Origin of the sequence: Helicobacter cynogastricus, assembly GCF_900197855.1 — a bacterium.
GTDB lineage: Bacteria > Campylobacterota > Campylobacteria > Campylobacterales > Helicobacteraceae > Helicobacter > Helicobacter cynogastricus.
This window is the reverse complement of the sequence record NZ_FZMQ01000017.1, coordinates 1-13,648: the sequence shown is the minus strand read 5'-3', so window position 1 is coordinate 13,648 and position 13,648 is coordinate 1. Positions and strand designations below refer to the sequence as shown.

Here is a 13,648-nt window from a genome sequence, read left to right as displayed (position 1 = left end):
GACATTTAGAGCCCTAATTATAGCACAACCCCATGCGCATCTTCTCTGCAAAAATGCGCAAATTTTCCAATACCAAAGAAGAATCCTCTAGCTCCTCCTCTATGATCTTAACAATGGCTGAACCACAAATCACCCCATCCGCGCCCAAATCTAAGGCTTCTTGCACATGGATAGGTTTAGAGATACCAAAACCCAACAAACAAGGTAGAGGCGTAAGTTCTTTAAGATGGGCGATGACTTCCTTAGCTTCTTGGCCTAAAGTTTGGCTAGCTCCAGTTACCCCCCTGCGGGCCAACACATAAATATAAGCCAAACTTTGCTTGGCAACCTGTTCTAAATACGCTTGGTTTGTGTGTGGAGCAACGATGAAAATAGGGGCAATCTGGTGCTTTTGTGCGCTGTGCACAAAGGGCGCGCTCTCACAAAGAGGTACATCGGCAATCAAAACGCTATCTACTCCGCTCTGTGCGCAGGCATGATAAAAGTCATCTAATCCAAAGCGGTGTACCAAATTAGCATAGAGCAAGAGCCCGATAGGAATATGTGGAGCATAGGCGCGCACCCTTTCCAAAAGGACAAAATTAGCGCGCATGCTGGTAGAATGTTGCAACGCCCTTAAATGGCTCGCTTGGATAATCGGACCATCCGCCATCGGGTCTGAAAAAGCAAAACCCAACTCTAAGGCATCCACCCCTGCATCTACAAGAGTTTTAATGATCTCAAAACTCATCTCATAACTTGGATCGCCCAACATCACAAAGGGCACAAACACGCCCCTTTTTTCAAAAATTTTTGCGTATCTCATAGCCTCTACATCGGCACATGAGATAAAATCTCAATGAGGCACTAAAATACACTTATGCTAACTTTTATCGTTACATTTGCTGGAATTGGAAGCATTAGACTAACCTTTGAGCAAGTCCGGGCGCGCTGTGTGTTTTCTAGTGACTAGAAAACTTATATAGCTAATTTTAAGCCCACCCCCGCTGGAGACATCACCCAAGTAAAAGCCCAAGACATTCCCCTCTTTGGTATTTTATGTGCGGGTTTCTCCTGTTAAGCTTTTAGCATTATGGGGGCTCAAGGGGGTTTAGAAGACCCACGAGGTGCACTATTTTTTGAATTGGCATGAAAATAAGAGCGAGAATGTGAGTATTTTAGATCACACCTGCACGCTCGGAGCTAACGCCTCATATAGCTAACAGCTGGTCAATGGCACGCGCCACTTCACCCCTAAAAAATTACTGAATTTAATGGGTTTTCCTAAAGACTTTAAAATTGTGGTGAGCCCTGGCCACCTGTGTACTCGGCGTGGCAACTCTGTTTGTGTGCCTGTAATTCGCGCGCTAGTTCAGCGTTTAGTGGGTTTGTTTGCCCCTAAGGGCTCTTGAGCAAATTAAGCTTTTATTTTGCTAATCAGCATACTCGGTGGAACACCAATTATTACCCCCCAAAGTGTGTTCAGCTAATCTTTTTAGAGTGTTATTCCAAACATTTTCTCCGCCCTCAAAATTTCCACTCAAACATCCACTGACAAAGTTGAAATCATTGTACATAATGGATTCATACTCTTTGCGTGTCCCTACCATACTAAGCGCGCGATCACAAACCTCTTGAGAGCCCACACATGAATTACCCAAACAACAAACTTCAAATTTTGCTCTCATATTGCGCTTGCCATTTTTACGATCCTTAGTAGAGGTGATCCACTCGCTCACGCTGATTTTAACCACCACACCATCAGGAATAAACTCTACAAATTCGTTATTCCCTACATAAATCGCTGCTCTGTCTGTAAAAGTCCCATCTTGAATATACGCCACCGTTCCCTTTTTTAACACATTGTCCAAATTTGTTGCCATGCAATCCCTTTTGCAAATTTGCCCCATTCCCTGAACCCTCTAACCCCAACCTAAAAAAGTGTTAACTATAGGTTAATTGCAAGGCGCAGGTATGCCTTAAAGTTCAAAATTTTTACTTTTGAAGCACATGTAAATATTCGATTGTGCTCTCTTTGGTTTGCACACGCTTAGAATCAGCCTTAAAGCGGGTGTAGGCATGGCTTTTAAGGCTGTAGTGCCCGTATTGGCTAAAGAGGGTTGCGATTTCCTCCAAACTTAGTAGCCCCTCATCGTTGTAGCTTAAAAAAATAAAACGCGCGCGGGTGTGCTTAATTACATACTCTAAACTCTCATACGCTGAGGATTTTTTGCACCAAGCAGATTTTTCATAATTTCTTAGTCCCGTTTTGCCTTGTGGAGTGAAGTCATCATAAAGCGCAATGCTGTTTAAGAGGTGGTAATTGGCTCCGTATTCTCGCTGATTATAGGGAGGGTCTAAATATAAAATATCGGTGTGTAGGCGCGCGATGAGTTCTTTTGCATCTTTATTGTAGGCATAATGGGAGTTTTGGCTTAACTCTAAGGGTGCTGGAATTAATATTAATTCTTGTTGCGCGCTTTTTTTGAGGCGTTTTAAAAACGCTCCATAGACAGAAGCGGTGTTAGCCACTCTATCAGCTGCTTCTAAAAGCGAAGTGAGCAAAAAGTAAAACTCGGCTTGACTGATGGTATTATCTGCCTGCCATGTAGCAATTTGAGCGCGTATACTATCAATCTTGCCTGCATTGTGATTACTGAAATACTGCCGCCCTTCCCCGCCCCCTAGCGCGTAATGCTGATAGATTTTGCCCTCTGTTGGGGGGAGGGCATTAAGTTCATCTACAAGGACTTGGGTGCGCTCTAAGGGCTGGGTGTTTTGGATATAGTGTTTGGCTAGCACGAAGCTATAAAACTCTTTATCATTACTAATGACCTGTCTAACATGGTTTTTAAATAGCCGTCCTACAGCCGCTGTGCCTGAAAAAAGGTCGGTAAAAACACAATCGCAGAGAGAAACCCCACAATTTAGCACCACCTCTTGAATATTGCTAAATAGAAAATTAGAGAGTTTGCGCTTAGAACCAATATAGTTCATGGATTAGTGGGTGTTTTCACCTCCCCATCAAAAATTAAAGACATAGTTAAAATACACCGAAGCGTTGCGTTTAAAACCTATTTGTTGCTTGTAAGTCCCCCATACTCCATAGCTTGTAGCCATAGAAGCGTAGTAATAAGGCATGGGCAATAGAGGAATGCGCGTACCAATCTCAAAGCCATTATGTGCGCCAATATTAGCCCTAAAATCAAAGGTCAAAGGCAATTGAAAATAACTAGATCGCATTTGCGGTGTGCAAGCACGATCATTTTTACATGCATCAAGAGTTGTCCTTAAGGCTATGTTGTTGTTTACCCATGTGCTCCCCACAAACATTAAGCCTAAAAAGACTCCACTAGTAAGATTATGATCTTTGCTCTCAAAGAAGTTAAACAAACCATCTACACCTGCTCCATAGATTACGCTGTCAATGCCATGGCCTGTTTTAGAACCCTCTCCCCAGTTGTAACTAAAACTGCCATAGTAGCGCAACCCCCAACGCTTCGAACTCCCAAAGAATTGTTTGTATCCCGCTTGCACATTCACTCCATAGAGATTAGAATTGCTGTAGCGGTGTTGCATGGCAGGAGAAATTCCATAGCGTTCTTTTAAAACTTTCTGAAGAGCTTGAGCAAGTACAGAAACTTGACTATACTGGTCTTGAATAGCTGTTGCCAGTTTTTCCCTTTGATTAACATCGGATACAACGGGTTTTTGACTGGATGCGTCAGTGAGTGCATTGAGCAGTGCAGCATTCAAAGTATCGGCTGCATTCCCCAAATCAGAAACTTGGGTCTGTAATGCAGAAATTGTTGCACTACCTTGAAGACCTAAAAAAAATATATCATTCACTCCTAGAGCCTTGGCTACTTGCTGACTGGTTGCTTCAAACGCTTTAAAAGCTGGTTCGAGCTGGGGGACTTGAGGTGTATTTTTTGCCTGCGCGTTCATAGCTGTCAACTCGCCCAGCACACCAAGAATATTCCCCACAACACTATTGGGCGCATTAGGCGCGTCTTCTCGATCCTTTTCAATAGTGTAAGCTATCCAAGCAGACATTAATTGTTCTGCATTTTGCTGATAGCTCGCTTTGAGTGCATCAATATCAATATTGGGTTTTCCTTCCCAATTGACCAAGTCTTGTAAATATTGCTTGCTTTTTTCATATGGATTATTCTGTTTGTCTTCAAAGGGTATTGTGTTTGGAGATGGTGCTGTCCAATGATGTGGGGGGAATGCCTTTTCAAAATTAACCCTTGTTTGTAAGGCTTGTTTGAAGGTCTGAATGTCTGTTTTGCTTGCCGCGCTATCTTGTGTGGCATTAGAGTATTGGAACCCTACCTGTGCGTAAAACCCACTGCTTTCTGCGCTCAAACCCACCGCTAACACCACCAACAAAACCGGCCGCATAAACACTTCCACTATTGTATTTTCAAAAACCTCTAGTCTATTTCACAAGTGCTTGTTTTAATCTTAGAGTCAAATCTTTTTAGCTCCTCACTCCCTCAAACTATAGGGTCTAAAGTCTTGGTATTCATCTGTGGCCGTGTTATAAAAACGGGCGTTGAGGGGGTGGAGTGCGTCTCTGATGTCTGTAGAGGTGGCGCGTGCTAAGTCAATGGCATTGCTTTTAAAGACAATGCGATACTGGCATTCACCCACCACAAAATCCGTTTCACGCGCGATACTGGACAACCTTTTTAGGTTATTGACAAAAATAATGAAATGTTGGTCATTGTCAATGGCAAGTTCTAAAAAAGCCTTAAACTGCTTGAGTTGCCCTTCGCGCTCGCTGTGTAGATCGCTGGCATCATCAAGCGAATCGATGAGAATCAAGCTTCCGGGCTCTAAATTCTCTACAAACATCTGTGCGCTGGTGTGGGTGGGGGCGATACCATAATCTTGTAGAGCGGGCATGTGTGTGCTTAAAGATCTGTTAGCATGGTAGCAGTAAAGCTTTTTGCCCAAAGCTTGGGCGTTCTTGCCAATGATCTTAAACCAGTTGAGTTGGGCTTGCAAGTCCGCGCCCACGATGAGCAAATGCGCGCCCCGATTTGCCCCAAAACAGAGCACAAAGTCTTTTTGCTCGTAATCCACGCCCACGCCTAGCTGTAGACTTGTGCCTTGCAACTCAAGCACTTCAGGCATGTAAATGGACTCTTCGCCATTGTAGAGTTTGTGGGGGACTTCTGCTAAAGCGCGCGCTCTAGCTTCCCTATTAGTTTTAAGAATGAGTTCAGGGAGTTTTTCATTAGCGGCATAGGGAATCACCATGTGCGTGTGCGAGTCAGGAAAACCACCATTGTTATTATAAATTGCCTCCGGGCTTCCCTTGGGCAAACTCGCTTGCATGGTATAAGGAATGGTTAAAATCCGATCCACATCATCCGCATCCATCGCCAAAGCCATGCGGTTGCCAATTTGGAGTCTCAAAGGATCTGGAATGTTCGAGCGCAAAGTTTGAGTAGAAAAAACGAGGTGGATGCCATAACTGCGCCCTTTTTTGAGCAAGGCGGTTAAGAGTTGCTCAACCTCGCTCGCCTCTTTACTCACTCCATCTGTAAATAAAACTTGAAATTCATCAATGATCACCACCATTCTAGGCATGATCTCTTGAATCCGTGTGCGGTATTCCTTGAAGTCTTTGACGCGGTTGGATTTAAAGACATCTGAGCGGCGCGTCATCTCTGCATTGAGCCATTCTAAAAAGGTGATCCCATAAGACACCGAACTTTGCACGCTCACTAGCATAGCATGCTCTAAAGTGGGATTAGCGTAAGCGTTAAACTCCACCCCCTCTTTGTAATCTAGCAAGAATAAGCGCAATTCATCGGGGGAATAATAAAAAGCCAAGTTTTGGATCAAGACATTTAAAAAGTTAGACTTCCCACTCCCGCTACGCCCACAGACTAAAGTATGGTGTTGGGTTTGATCGCCTCCGATCTCAAATAACACCTCTCTATGGTCCTTGTCCCAACCAATGGGCACGCTCACAATATGCGTGCTATTCTTGCTCCAAAATTCCTCTGCTTGTTGTAACGCGCTCACCTCGCGCTTGATTTGCTTACGCTCGCTGTAATAATGCGCCACTTCTTTAGCAAAGGCGTTTAAATGCTCTTGAGAAGTGCTTGAATCGTGTAACACTTTGAGATTGAGGTGTTTCAAATCTATGGGTGGGACTTCAAAGCATTGTCCATATTGTTCTAAAATTTTATTTAAAGAGAGGTCCTCTTTGGAGCACTCCTCTTTTTCGCTGTGGTTGTAAATAAAACACAGCACCCCATTAGCCGCACCAAAACGCACTAGGTGTTGCAAATACACCCGACTTTGCGAATCTAGGGCATCTACCCCACTTAAAAACAAAGCGCGCACTTCTAGGCGGTCGGCATTGTGGCGGTTGTAATCCATAAAATCTCTATAGCCCGCTAATTTCTCTTGTAAATTCGTTTTCAGGTATTCATAAAGGTCTTTCAAGGCTTGCTTGATCTCATCGCTCTCGGTTAAAATTTTTTGCCCATAGATGAAATCGTGATCTTTTTTTAAAAGCCGGCGTGCGAGCGCGAACACTCCGCCTAATTGCAACGCATCCACCAAGACCACTTGTAAATGGGTGAGGGGGATGGTAGAAACTAGACGCAAAAAAGCTTCGCGCAAGAATCTAGGCGTGTTTGGACTATTGCCATAGAGGGCGGGCGGAGGGAAGGAATAGGTTTTAGGGACAAAGAATTTTTCAAAGCTCTCCTCTAAGCCTTGTGGGGTGTTTTCTGCTACTTCTAGCACACCTAGAGCTAGAAACTCAGGATAGCTTTGACTCTCATTAATGGCAAGTTTTCCGCCTAACTGGGGTTGGTTAGCACGAATTGTATCCCTAGCCCGACTCACTTCCTTATAACTTTCTTCAATTTTAAATAGGGGGCTATTCTCAAAGCGCACCTGAGCCACAGCGCGATCTAAACCTTGTAAAGCGGTGTTCAACATATTTAATCCTTTTATCCAGCTTGAGAGACCAAGGATCGCGCTTGAGCCAAGCGGCTTTCAATCGCACTCGTGCGACGATTAGCCTCAAATTCGCATTCCTCTAAGCGGTGGCATAACTTGAGCATGGGCTCAAACACTTCTGCGCTCAATCTGTGCCCCAACACATCATCCATCGCCTCTAATAACGCACTTTGAATTTGTTTGCACTCGTGGGTGCTACCATCATAAAATTTATACATCCAACACTCCTAAAGACTCTCTAGCTTTTTTAAAAACATGGCAAAATCAATTAAGGGGGTTTTATCGCCCGTGTCGCTGTCTAAAAAATGCACTTTGTTTGTGGCTGTGTCGAGCAAAAAATACCCCCCATAACCATCGCTCCCAAAGACAATTTGACCAGTTCCTAGGTGTTCTTTTAAAGTTTCCATGAAAAACACAAAGAGACATTTACCCTCTGTGTTGAAATTGAGCACATTTTTAAATTGATAGCTGCGCGCGCCAATGCTAAAACTGCGCTTGTGTGGGATGGCATTGTTTGCCCGCCTTAAAAATTCTACAAACTCAGGGCTAAACTCTACGTGGGCGTAAGTTTGTGCCGTCTCTAGCCCGGAGTCTTCTAAGGGCAGCACAAATTCCCAATCACTTACGCTTGTGTTTTGTATTGTTGCCATAGGGGGTATCCTTTCGTGTGGGGGACTCTGAGTAAAACTTCTTCGCGCACCAATTGCAAATTGCCCAAAGGCGGGTTGCCATCAAAATGCCACAAATAGCCCTTAGGGGTTAGCCCCTTGTGGATTTGCAATCTTTCCTCCTCATCAAAGAGTTCTTGCAAGTCTGGTTGTTCCTCTAGGGCTTTTTGTAGGGCTTTGATCCCATAGAAGTGGTGCACAGATTTATCCGCATCCAAGTCCTTAAGCGCGATGGTGGTCGCAAAGACGGCTGGAAAAATGGGCAAATGATACTCGCTAAAGGGCACGCCCATGTCATTGTTTTCGCCCCGTATGAATTCCTCTTTACGCGCTTCTAAAAGCTCTTGATAGCGGGCGTTGGCTTGCTCTATGTCAATTTGTGCGTTGGCTTGTTCTAGCTGGCTTTGTAAATCTGCCACTTGTTGCATGAGTTGTTGAAACTCTGGGGGTGGGATGCTGTAGCGTTCCTCAACAAGCTCTGTTGCCATTTCTAAGCGTTGGCATAGCGCGTTGTGCTCCTCATCATAGGCGATGAGTAATTGCTTGGTTTCCTCCCAAGTTTCCTGTAAGAGGCTTTCAAGGTTTTTTACCTCCTCTTGGAAGATCTGTACTGCTTGTTCTAAGAGTTGGACCTTTCTCTCGCACTCCTCCCTATGAGCAGTCGCTAAACTAAGAGCCGCCCTAGCTGCTGCAATGGCAGCCCAACGCCAAGGTCCGGGGATACAAAATGCTGCTGTTAAAGCCACCTTAGCAGCCATTTCAGCCGCTCTAGCTGCGCTCAACGCGCTACGCGCTTGGCTTAATTTGCTCTGTGCGTTTTGGTACTCCTGACAAACCTTGTTGTAGTGCTCTTGCATGGCTTGCCCAAGTGCCTTTGTCTTCTCTTGCAAACCATCGCGAAATAATCTAATGGTGTGGACAACTTGGCGCACCTGCTCGGTGTTGACATTCGCGGTTAGCATGGTTAGCGGTTGCGTTTGTTGGCATACTCTTCAAGGATATTAGCTTCCTCATGAAGCCAGCGTGCCTGCTCATCCGCTTCAGCGTTAAAACGCTTCAAAAACACCTCTAAATCCTTCAAGGTATTCTCAAAACTCCGTGTTTGATCGTCATCCCATGTGTCGCACAACTTGTGAAACTCTCCATTTAAAGCCCTGACATTATCGCCAAGATCGCTGGTAAAACGCTGTAAATAGTACGCAAAATCCCTAATTTCCCGATAATCCGCATGTGCTTGCATGTGCACTCCTTAAAAAAATTTTTTCCCACCCCACCGCCCTTAAAATTAGTGGTTGGGTTCTTCGTCCTTTTTAGGCGCACCTTCACCTCCACCTGTCTTGAGTTTAAAGGAAGTGTCGCGCGCTTGGGGGGTGGTTTCTTTTTGGGGCTCTTTGCCCTCATAGGTTCTAGTTAACTCCTCTTGATCTCTTTGCCATACTGACTTGTCTTTACTAGAGGTTGTGGGATTCATGGTTCTTTTGATCTCTTGTAATTCCAAATACGCGTTGGTGTGCAAATGCAAATCTCCCCCCTCCAATACCCGCCCTATGGAGTCCTTTAAGCTCGCGCGTAATTGGTGCTGGCGATCCAAAATATCTAGTAGATCGCGCATGTGTTGGCGATTCCAAAGGCTTCTTTGATCTAATTGTGGCTGGAAGTGGGGGTTATCTAGCAAACTAGGGCCTTTGTTATCCCACACAAAGGCAAAGTCTTTGGCTTTATTTGCCTCAATGTTGTAACGCTCTATAAAATCCTCCCAAAAGTCCGCTTTGAGCGCCTCCAAACACACAAAGAGCAATTTTGTCCCCGTGTGTTTGAAAACACAGACTTGGTTTTTAAACAACACAAACGCATAGGCATAGCTATTCATGACCGCTCCCTAGTCTAAATGGATTTCTTCGCTCTCATACAAATTCGCCCCCTCTTGGTCAAAAATCCCCACTTTGATTGTGTCGGTATTCACGCTCACCACTTTCAGCAACGCGTCGCTGTACTCTTCATCCAAGTGGATAGTGCGCCGACTGCTCTCATGGATTGCCATCTGGTTAGAAGTGGCTTTAGGTTTGTCGGTGTAGAAAATCTCCACGCTATCCCCCTCAAATTCCTCAAACAATTCCACCCATGTGCCCACTTGCATCTCGCGCTTGTTAATCAGTAATTGGAAATGGCGTTTTTTCTCATAGCCCAAGTGGAATTTAAATTGAGGTCCGGTGTCTGCGCACACTTCAGAGCAAATGCGAATCCCCCCTCTGGGGCGATCGCGGCTATCTAACAAGCCAAAGACCACCCCCGTTTTACAGGTAACCTTGCGATGGGGCGCGCTTTCTGGCTCATGCCCGGTGAGCCCTTTAATCTTGGCATCGGCCTCAGGTGTGCCTAGTGGGGGGTAAAGCTCAAAGACAATGTCTTCAGGCTCTTTATTGCTAATTTGTTGGCTTTGGCGGTGTTTAAAGGCGGCTCTTTCCTTCTCCCCTTCTTTTAAAAAAAGCTCTTTAACTAAGGGCGAGCGACTCGCATTGCCGGCCAAGAAAATATGCACGGTGGTGGCGTTTTTCATCTTTTCAGAAGCGACTCTAAGGGCGTGGAAGAAGTTTTCTACCCCTAAACCAATTTCTTTTTTCAGGGTTTCTAGCAGGGCTTCATAATTGATTTTCAGCTCGGCGTTGTCTTCCTGCCCATCAATTTGAAAGAGCGAGAGATCGCGCATTTCCTCCTTTAGTTCCTCATGTTCGCTATCTAAATTCTCCACAAAGGGGCGTAATTCGTGGGCAATGGTTTGTAAATTGCGCCGTCCTTCCCTAGAATTGCTGAGCAAATTCCGCAATTGTTGTGTGTCCATGCGGCTAGGATCGTAATTGGGCGCGGCGATCACAAATTTTTTAGCGCGCATGCCCTCTAAATTCTCTTGAAAAACTTGCAGGGCTAGCAATTCTAAGAGATTTTCCCCACCCAAATAGCGCATTCCCTCCGCTCCAAAATGGTGCAACTCAAAGGCGTATTTGGACTCCTCGCTCTCCTGCCACACCCCAAAGTCAAAGTCTGTTGTGCCCCCGCCAAAATCAAAGACTCCGTAATTGATTCTATCGCTCGCGCCAATTTGATCAAAGCCAAAGGCGTATAACGCACTGATAGCATAAGCAGCTGGCTCGCTCACGCGCAATTCTACGCGTAACTTCTCCTGCTTTTCCTCTCCTCTTTTATTTTTGTATTTGTCAAAAATCCCATGAGGCAAGGATTTTCTAATCCCGCGCTCAAAGCTACTACGGATGCGCTCGGCTTGATCTTTTTCATACTTGACCGGGTAGGATAAGAAGTAAGTTAGATACACCCCGCCCGTGTCAAGCATATTATTGATGTAACGCCCCAAAATATAGGCGTAAATTTCAATGGGGTTGGGTTTACCCGCGCCATAATCTGACAAATCGCCCAAATCCCAAGGCTGTTTGTCTAGATCCATCACCTTAAATTCATTGCCCGAAGTCCCCGCCCATTGTTTGAGTTTGTAAAAGTAGCGGTAGTAATCATTGCCCCGGGCACCCTTAAATTTTTCAAACGCCCCGTGTGCAATATCCAGGTCGTCAATGTCTGTAAAGGGGCGGTGTTGAAGCGCGCTATATTCTTGGCAAAATTTCTTATAGTGCCTAAACTCCATAAAGGTTGGGTTTTCATAGTCGCGATCTAGGGCTTCTCCGGTGGTGTCCTTTGTGCCAATGGAGATCAGATTTTTATATCCCTGTTGGTCTAAGTAGGCTGCTGTGGTGCTCTTTGTCCCAAAGTCGATCGCTACCTCGACTTTTTTAATGTCGCCCTTTGAGAGGGGGTGGCGGGCTTGTAGGGGGGTGTCAAATTCAAAGGTAGTAACTTGGGGGTTGATGGTGGTTTTTTTGGGGTTATCTTCAGTAACACTTGGATAAATGTCCCAATGTCCAGAGTTGGGGTCTTCTAAGAGGGTGGGGTTATAGGCATCCACGCCAATGGCAATATTATCTACCTCTAGTAACCACTTTTTAAACTCCTCAAAGGCGTCTTTTTCAATCTTGATTCGTTGGGCTTTAAAAGAAGCCTTCACCCGATTTAACTGCTCCTCTGTTACAAAGCGGATATCGCCCTCTCGCCAAGTTTTTAACTCCTCCATGATATTTAAAATCTCTGCGGAAGGATACTCAGGGCGGGCGTTAATAATGGTCTCTAGCATCTCATAAAAGCGTTTTTTAGACTCATCATTGATACCTGTTTTAAAATTGTCCTTGGCCTCATTGTAGGTGATTTTGAGTTTTCTTTGCAACTCTTGAAAACTCTCTTTAAATGCTTTGCCTTCCTTGCTCAACGCGCGTAACTTTTGGGCTAGAGGGTGTTGCGCGCTCAAGCTCAAAGAATTTAGGGTTAATTTAGTGTCTTTTAAATCCAAAACATTTCCTTTCTTGGGGGTTTTTTGTTTGAAACAACGAAAAAAGCGACACAGCCACAGACGCTTAGCGCACATCTACGAGGCTTTTGTGCTTGATCTTGCCCTCTTCCTTGTAACCTTGAAAGAGGATTTTCACCACACTGCCACGCGTGCTCTGACTCGTGTCGCGCATTTCGCACATTTGTGGGTCAAATTTGTCACCCTCTTGGACTTGCAAGCGTTCTAAACGCCCGGGCAAGGGCATAGCAAAGAGGGTTTCAAAGAAATCGATCAAAACGCCCTGATCTGCCGGGCTCTTGGCAATTTCTTTAGCGATCACTTCGAGGATAAAGAGGGGGTTTTTAAAGAGTTTGGAGAAAAAGAAGTCTTGCAGATTAGAATCGGTGCTAATCTCCAAACGCTTGGCGATTGTGGGCGATTGGTGCGCCCAAGCCTGCAAATTTAAAAGGGGGTCAAGAGGGCTGTAGCGTTGCTGTAATGCTTGTAATTTTGCCTCTACCTCTTGTTTTTGCTTTGTTTGTGCTTCTACATTAGTTTTTAGCTCTGCGTTTTGGGTGTTTAAATCCCTGATCTGTCTCTCTTTTTGGCTCACTTGTCCTTTAAGAGTGCTGATTTCTGCGCTATCTCTTTGTGCCTGCCCTTTAAGCCCTACAATTTCGTTTTCTTTATCTCGTAGTGCCGTGCTGAGGCTTGCGTGCTCTTTTTCTAAATTTGCTTTCTCGTCTTTTGTCGTTTGGAGTTGTGTCTCAAGTTCTCCTTTTTGGGTGCTTAGGTTGTTTTTCTCTGCCTCTAGGTTTTGGATTTTTTCCATTTGCCTTTTAAGCATACCCTCTTTAGCACTTAGCTGTTGAGCCAGCTCTTGTTTTTCTTTATCGTGCGTATTTTTGGCATTTTGGAGTTGTTTCCCTAAATCCTCTTTGGCGTCTTTAAGCTCCCCTTCTAACTTTTCTATCTCCTCTTTGCGTTTTTTGACTTTCTTTTTTAACGCCTTGATTTTTGCTTGTCTTTTGCTCATTTGTAGTTCTAGCTCCTCTAAGAGTAGTTGGGGCTTGGTATTCAGTGCCTCTAATTCGTGTGGTTCTAAAAGTGCCCGCTCTTCCTCATCAAGTTCTGCTTCCAAATCTTGAGCTTCGATGATTGTTTTGAGTTGTTTTTCTAGTTCGTTGAGTTGGGCTTCAGGGTCGCTAGAATCGGTTTTAGACGGGCGAAAAATTCCTAAAATTTTATCCCCAAAACTCTTGTTTTTCTTCCGCTCTGTTTCTAAAGCCCTTTGCAAAGCTTGGTAAAGTTCGCTCTTTAAAATGTCATCGCCCGGTTTAGGGTCTTGGGATATGGTAGCAAAGTTGATAATGGCTTGAATGACGCGATCGATTTTTTCTTGTTGTTGCTTGAGGCTCAAGCCTTGCACGCTTGGACCTAAAACCTTTTGGGCAAGCTCTTCTACAAAAATCTCGTGTTTTTGTAGAATCTTGTCTGTGTCGGAGGCTTGAGGAAAAGCCTCTTTAGTGTCTGTAGATGTTGTAAAAGAATGTGTGTTTGTGAGTGTGCTGGCTAGGGCGTCTAGATTTTGGCTAGAAGTTACCCCCCCCCCCCCCCC

Annotated in this window: 14 protein-coding genes; 2 read left to right on the top strand and 12 right to left on the bottom strand. The window is 44.8% G+C overall.

Annotated features, from left to right (window positions below):
- Positions 1-13 precede the first annotated feature (13 nt).
- The gene (gene trpA, locus C6H00_RS07850) at positions 14-805 is read right to left on the bottom strand and encodes a tryptophan synthase subunit alpha (RefSeq protein WP_104750436.1); all 792 of its coding nucleotides are present in this window, start codon (positions 803-805) and stop codon (positions 14-16) included.
- Between the two features lie 156 nt (positions 806-961).
- Here trpA and C6H00_RS09100 point away from each other — a divergent pair, with 156 nt between their 5' ends.
- Together C6H00_RS09100 and C6H00_RS08895 are read left to right on the top strand one after the other, a co-directional pair.
- Complete coding sequence (locus tag C6H00_RS09100) at positions 962-1,060, top strand: hypothetical protein (RefSeq protein WP_324728790.1); 99 nt, start codon at positions 962-964, stop codon at positions 1,058-1,060.
- A 193-nt stretch (positions 1,061-1,253) separates the two neighbouring features.
- A complete protein-coding gene (locus C6H00_RS08895; RefSeq protein WP_233704494.1) occupies positions 1,254-1,391 on the top strand; it encodes a DNA cytosine methyltransferase in 138 nt (45 codons plus the stop codon).
- A gap of 21 nt (positions 1,392-1,412) precedes the next feature.
- Here C6H00_RS08895 and C6H00_RS07840 read toward each other — a convergent pair whose 3' ends face one another.
- The 11 genes from C6H00_RS07840 to C6H00_RS07790 all read right to left on the bottom strand — a co-directional run.
- Positions 1,413-1,862 (bottom strand): hypothetical protein, encoded by a 450-nt coding sequence (locus C6H00_RS07840; protein ID WP_104750435.1) that lies wholly within the window; start codon positions 1,860-1,862, stop codon positions 1,413-1,415.
- Positions 1,863-1,974: 112 nt separating this feature from the next.
- Positions 1,975-2,976 carry a DNA adenine methylase gene (locus C6H00_RS07835; protein ID WP_104750434.1) on the bottom strand — a complete coding sequence of 334 codons (1,002 nt, stop codon included), beginning with the start codon at positions 2,974-2,976 and terminating at the stop codon, positions 1,975-1,977.
- A gap of 27 nt (positions 2,977-3,003) precedes the next feature.
- Entirely contained in the window at positions 3,004-4,386 is a 1,383-nt protein-coding gene (locus tag C6H00_RS07830) for an outer membrane protein (RefSeq protein ID WP_233704493.1), read from the bottom strand.
- An 87-nt stretch (positions 4,387-4,473) separates the two neighbouring features.
- Positions 4,474-6,954, bottom strand: a complete 2,481-nt coding sequence (locus C6H00_RS07825) for an FtsK/SpoIIIE domain-containing protein (protein WP_233704492.1) — start codon at positions 6,952-6,954, stop codon at positions 4,474-4,476.
- 11 nt (positions 6,955-6,965) lie between these two features.
- Positions 6,966-7,193 (bottom strand): hypothetical protein, encoded by a 228-nt coding sequence (locus C6H00_RS07820; RefSeq protein WP_104750433.1) that lies wholly within the window; start codon positions 7,191-7,193, stop codon positions 6,966-6,968.
- Positions 7,194-7,202: 9 nt separating this feature from the next.
- Positions 7,203-7,625 carry an SMI1/KNR4 family protein gene (locus tag C6H00_RS07815; RefSeq protein WP_104750432.1) on the bottom strand — a complete coding sequence of 141 codons (423 nt, stop codon included), beginning with the start codon at positions 7,623-7,625 and terminating at the stop codon, positions 7,203-7,205.
- Positions 7,598-8,605, bottom strand: a complete 1,008-nt coding sequence (locus C6H00_RS07810) for an HNH endonuclease (protein ID WP_104750431.1) — start codon at positions 8,603-8,605, stop codon at positions 7,598-7,600. Before C6H00_RS07810 ends, C6H00_RS07815 begins: the two co-directional genes overlap by 28 nt.
- Before the next feature lie 2 nt (positions 8,606-8,607).
- Positions 8,608-8,883: a hypothetical protein gene (locus C6H00_RS07805; protein WP_104750430.1), complete on the bottom strand. Its 276-nt coding sequence runs from the start codon at positions 8,881-8,883 to the stop codon at positions 8,608-8,610.
- A 45-nt stretch (positions 8,884-8,928) separates the two neighbouring features.
- Complete coding sequence (locus C6H00_RS07800; protein ID WP_104750429.1) at positions 8,929-9,513, bottom strand: hypothetical protein; 585 nt, start codon at positions 9,511-9,513, stop codon at positions 8,929-8,931.
- A gap of 9 nt (positions 9,514-9,522) precedes the next feature.
- Positions 9,523-12,051: an acetate and sugar kinases/Hsc70/actin family protein gene (locus tag C6H00_RS07795; RefSeq protein ID WP_158655763.1), complete on the bottom strand. Its 2,529-nt coding sequence runs from the start codon at positions 12,049-12,051 to the stop codon at positions 9,523-9,525.
- A gap of 64 nt (positions 12,052-12,115) precedes the next feature.
- On the bottom strand, positions 12,116-13,648 hold a 1,533-nt coding region (locus C6H00_RS07790), incomplete at its 5' end, for a coiled-coil domain-containing protein (protein WP_158655762.1).

Bases quoted from the DNA above. Each gene is read 5' to 3' on its own strand.
- C6H00_RS08895 (WP_233704494.1), top strand. From the start codon at position 1,254: ATGGGTTTTCCTAAAGACTTTAAAATTGTGGTGAGCCCTGGCCACCTG.
- C6H00_RS07810 (WP_104750431.1), bottom strand. From the start codon at position 8,605: ATGCTAACCGCGAATGTCAACACCGAGCAGGTGCGCCAAGTTGTCCAC.
- C6H00_RS07805 (WP_104750430.1), bottom strand. From the start codon at position 8,883: ATGCAAGCACATGCGGATTATCGGGAAATTAGGGATTTTGCGTACTAT.
- trpA (WP_104750436.1), bottom strand. From the start codon at position 805: ATGAGATACGCAAAAATTTTTGAAAAAAGGGGCGTGTTTGTGCCCTTT.
- C6H00_RS07800 (WP_104750429.1), bottom strand. From the start codon at position 9,513: ATGAATAGCTATGCCTATGCGTTTGTGTTGTTTAAAAACCAAGTCTGT.
- C6H00_RS07830 (WP_233704493.1), bottom strand. From the start codon at position 4,386: ATGCGGCCGGTTTTGTTGGTGGTGTTAGCGGTGGGTTTGAGCGCAGAA.
- C6H00_RS07825 (WP_233704492.1), bottom strand. From the start codon at position 6,954: ATGTTGAACACCGCTTTACAAGGTTTAGATCGCGCTGTGGCTCAGGTG.
- C6H00_RS07840 (WP_104750435.1), bottom strand. From the start codon at position 1,862: ATGGCAACAAATTTGGACAATGTGTTAAAAAAGGGAACGGTGGCGTAT.
- C6H00_RS07835 (WP_104750434.1), bottom strand. From the start codon at position 2,976: ATGAACTATATTGGTTCTAAGCGCAAACTCTCTAATTTTCTATTTAGC.
- C6H00_RS07820 (WP_104750433.1), bottom strand. From the start codon at position 7,193: ATGTATAAATTTTATGATGGTAGCACCCACGAGTGCAAACAAATTCAA.
- C6H00_RS07815 (WP_104750432.1), bottom strand. From the start codon at position 7,625: ATGGCAACAATACAAAACACAAGCGTAAGTGATTGGGAATTTGTGCTG.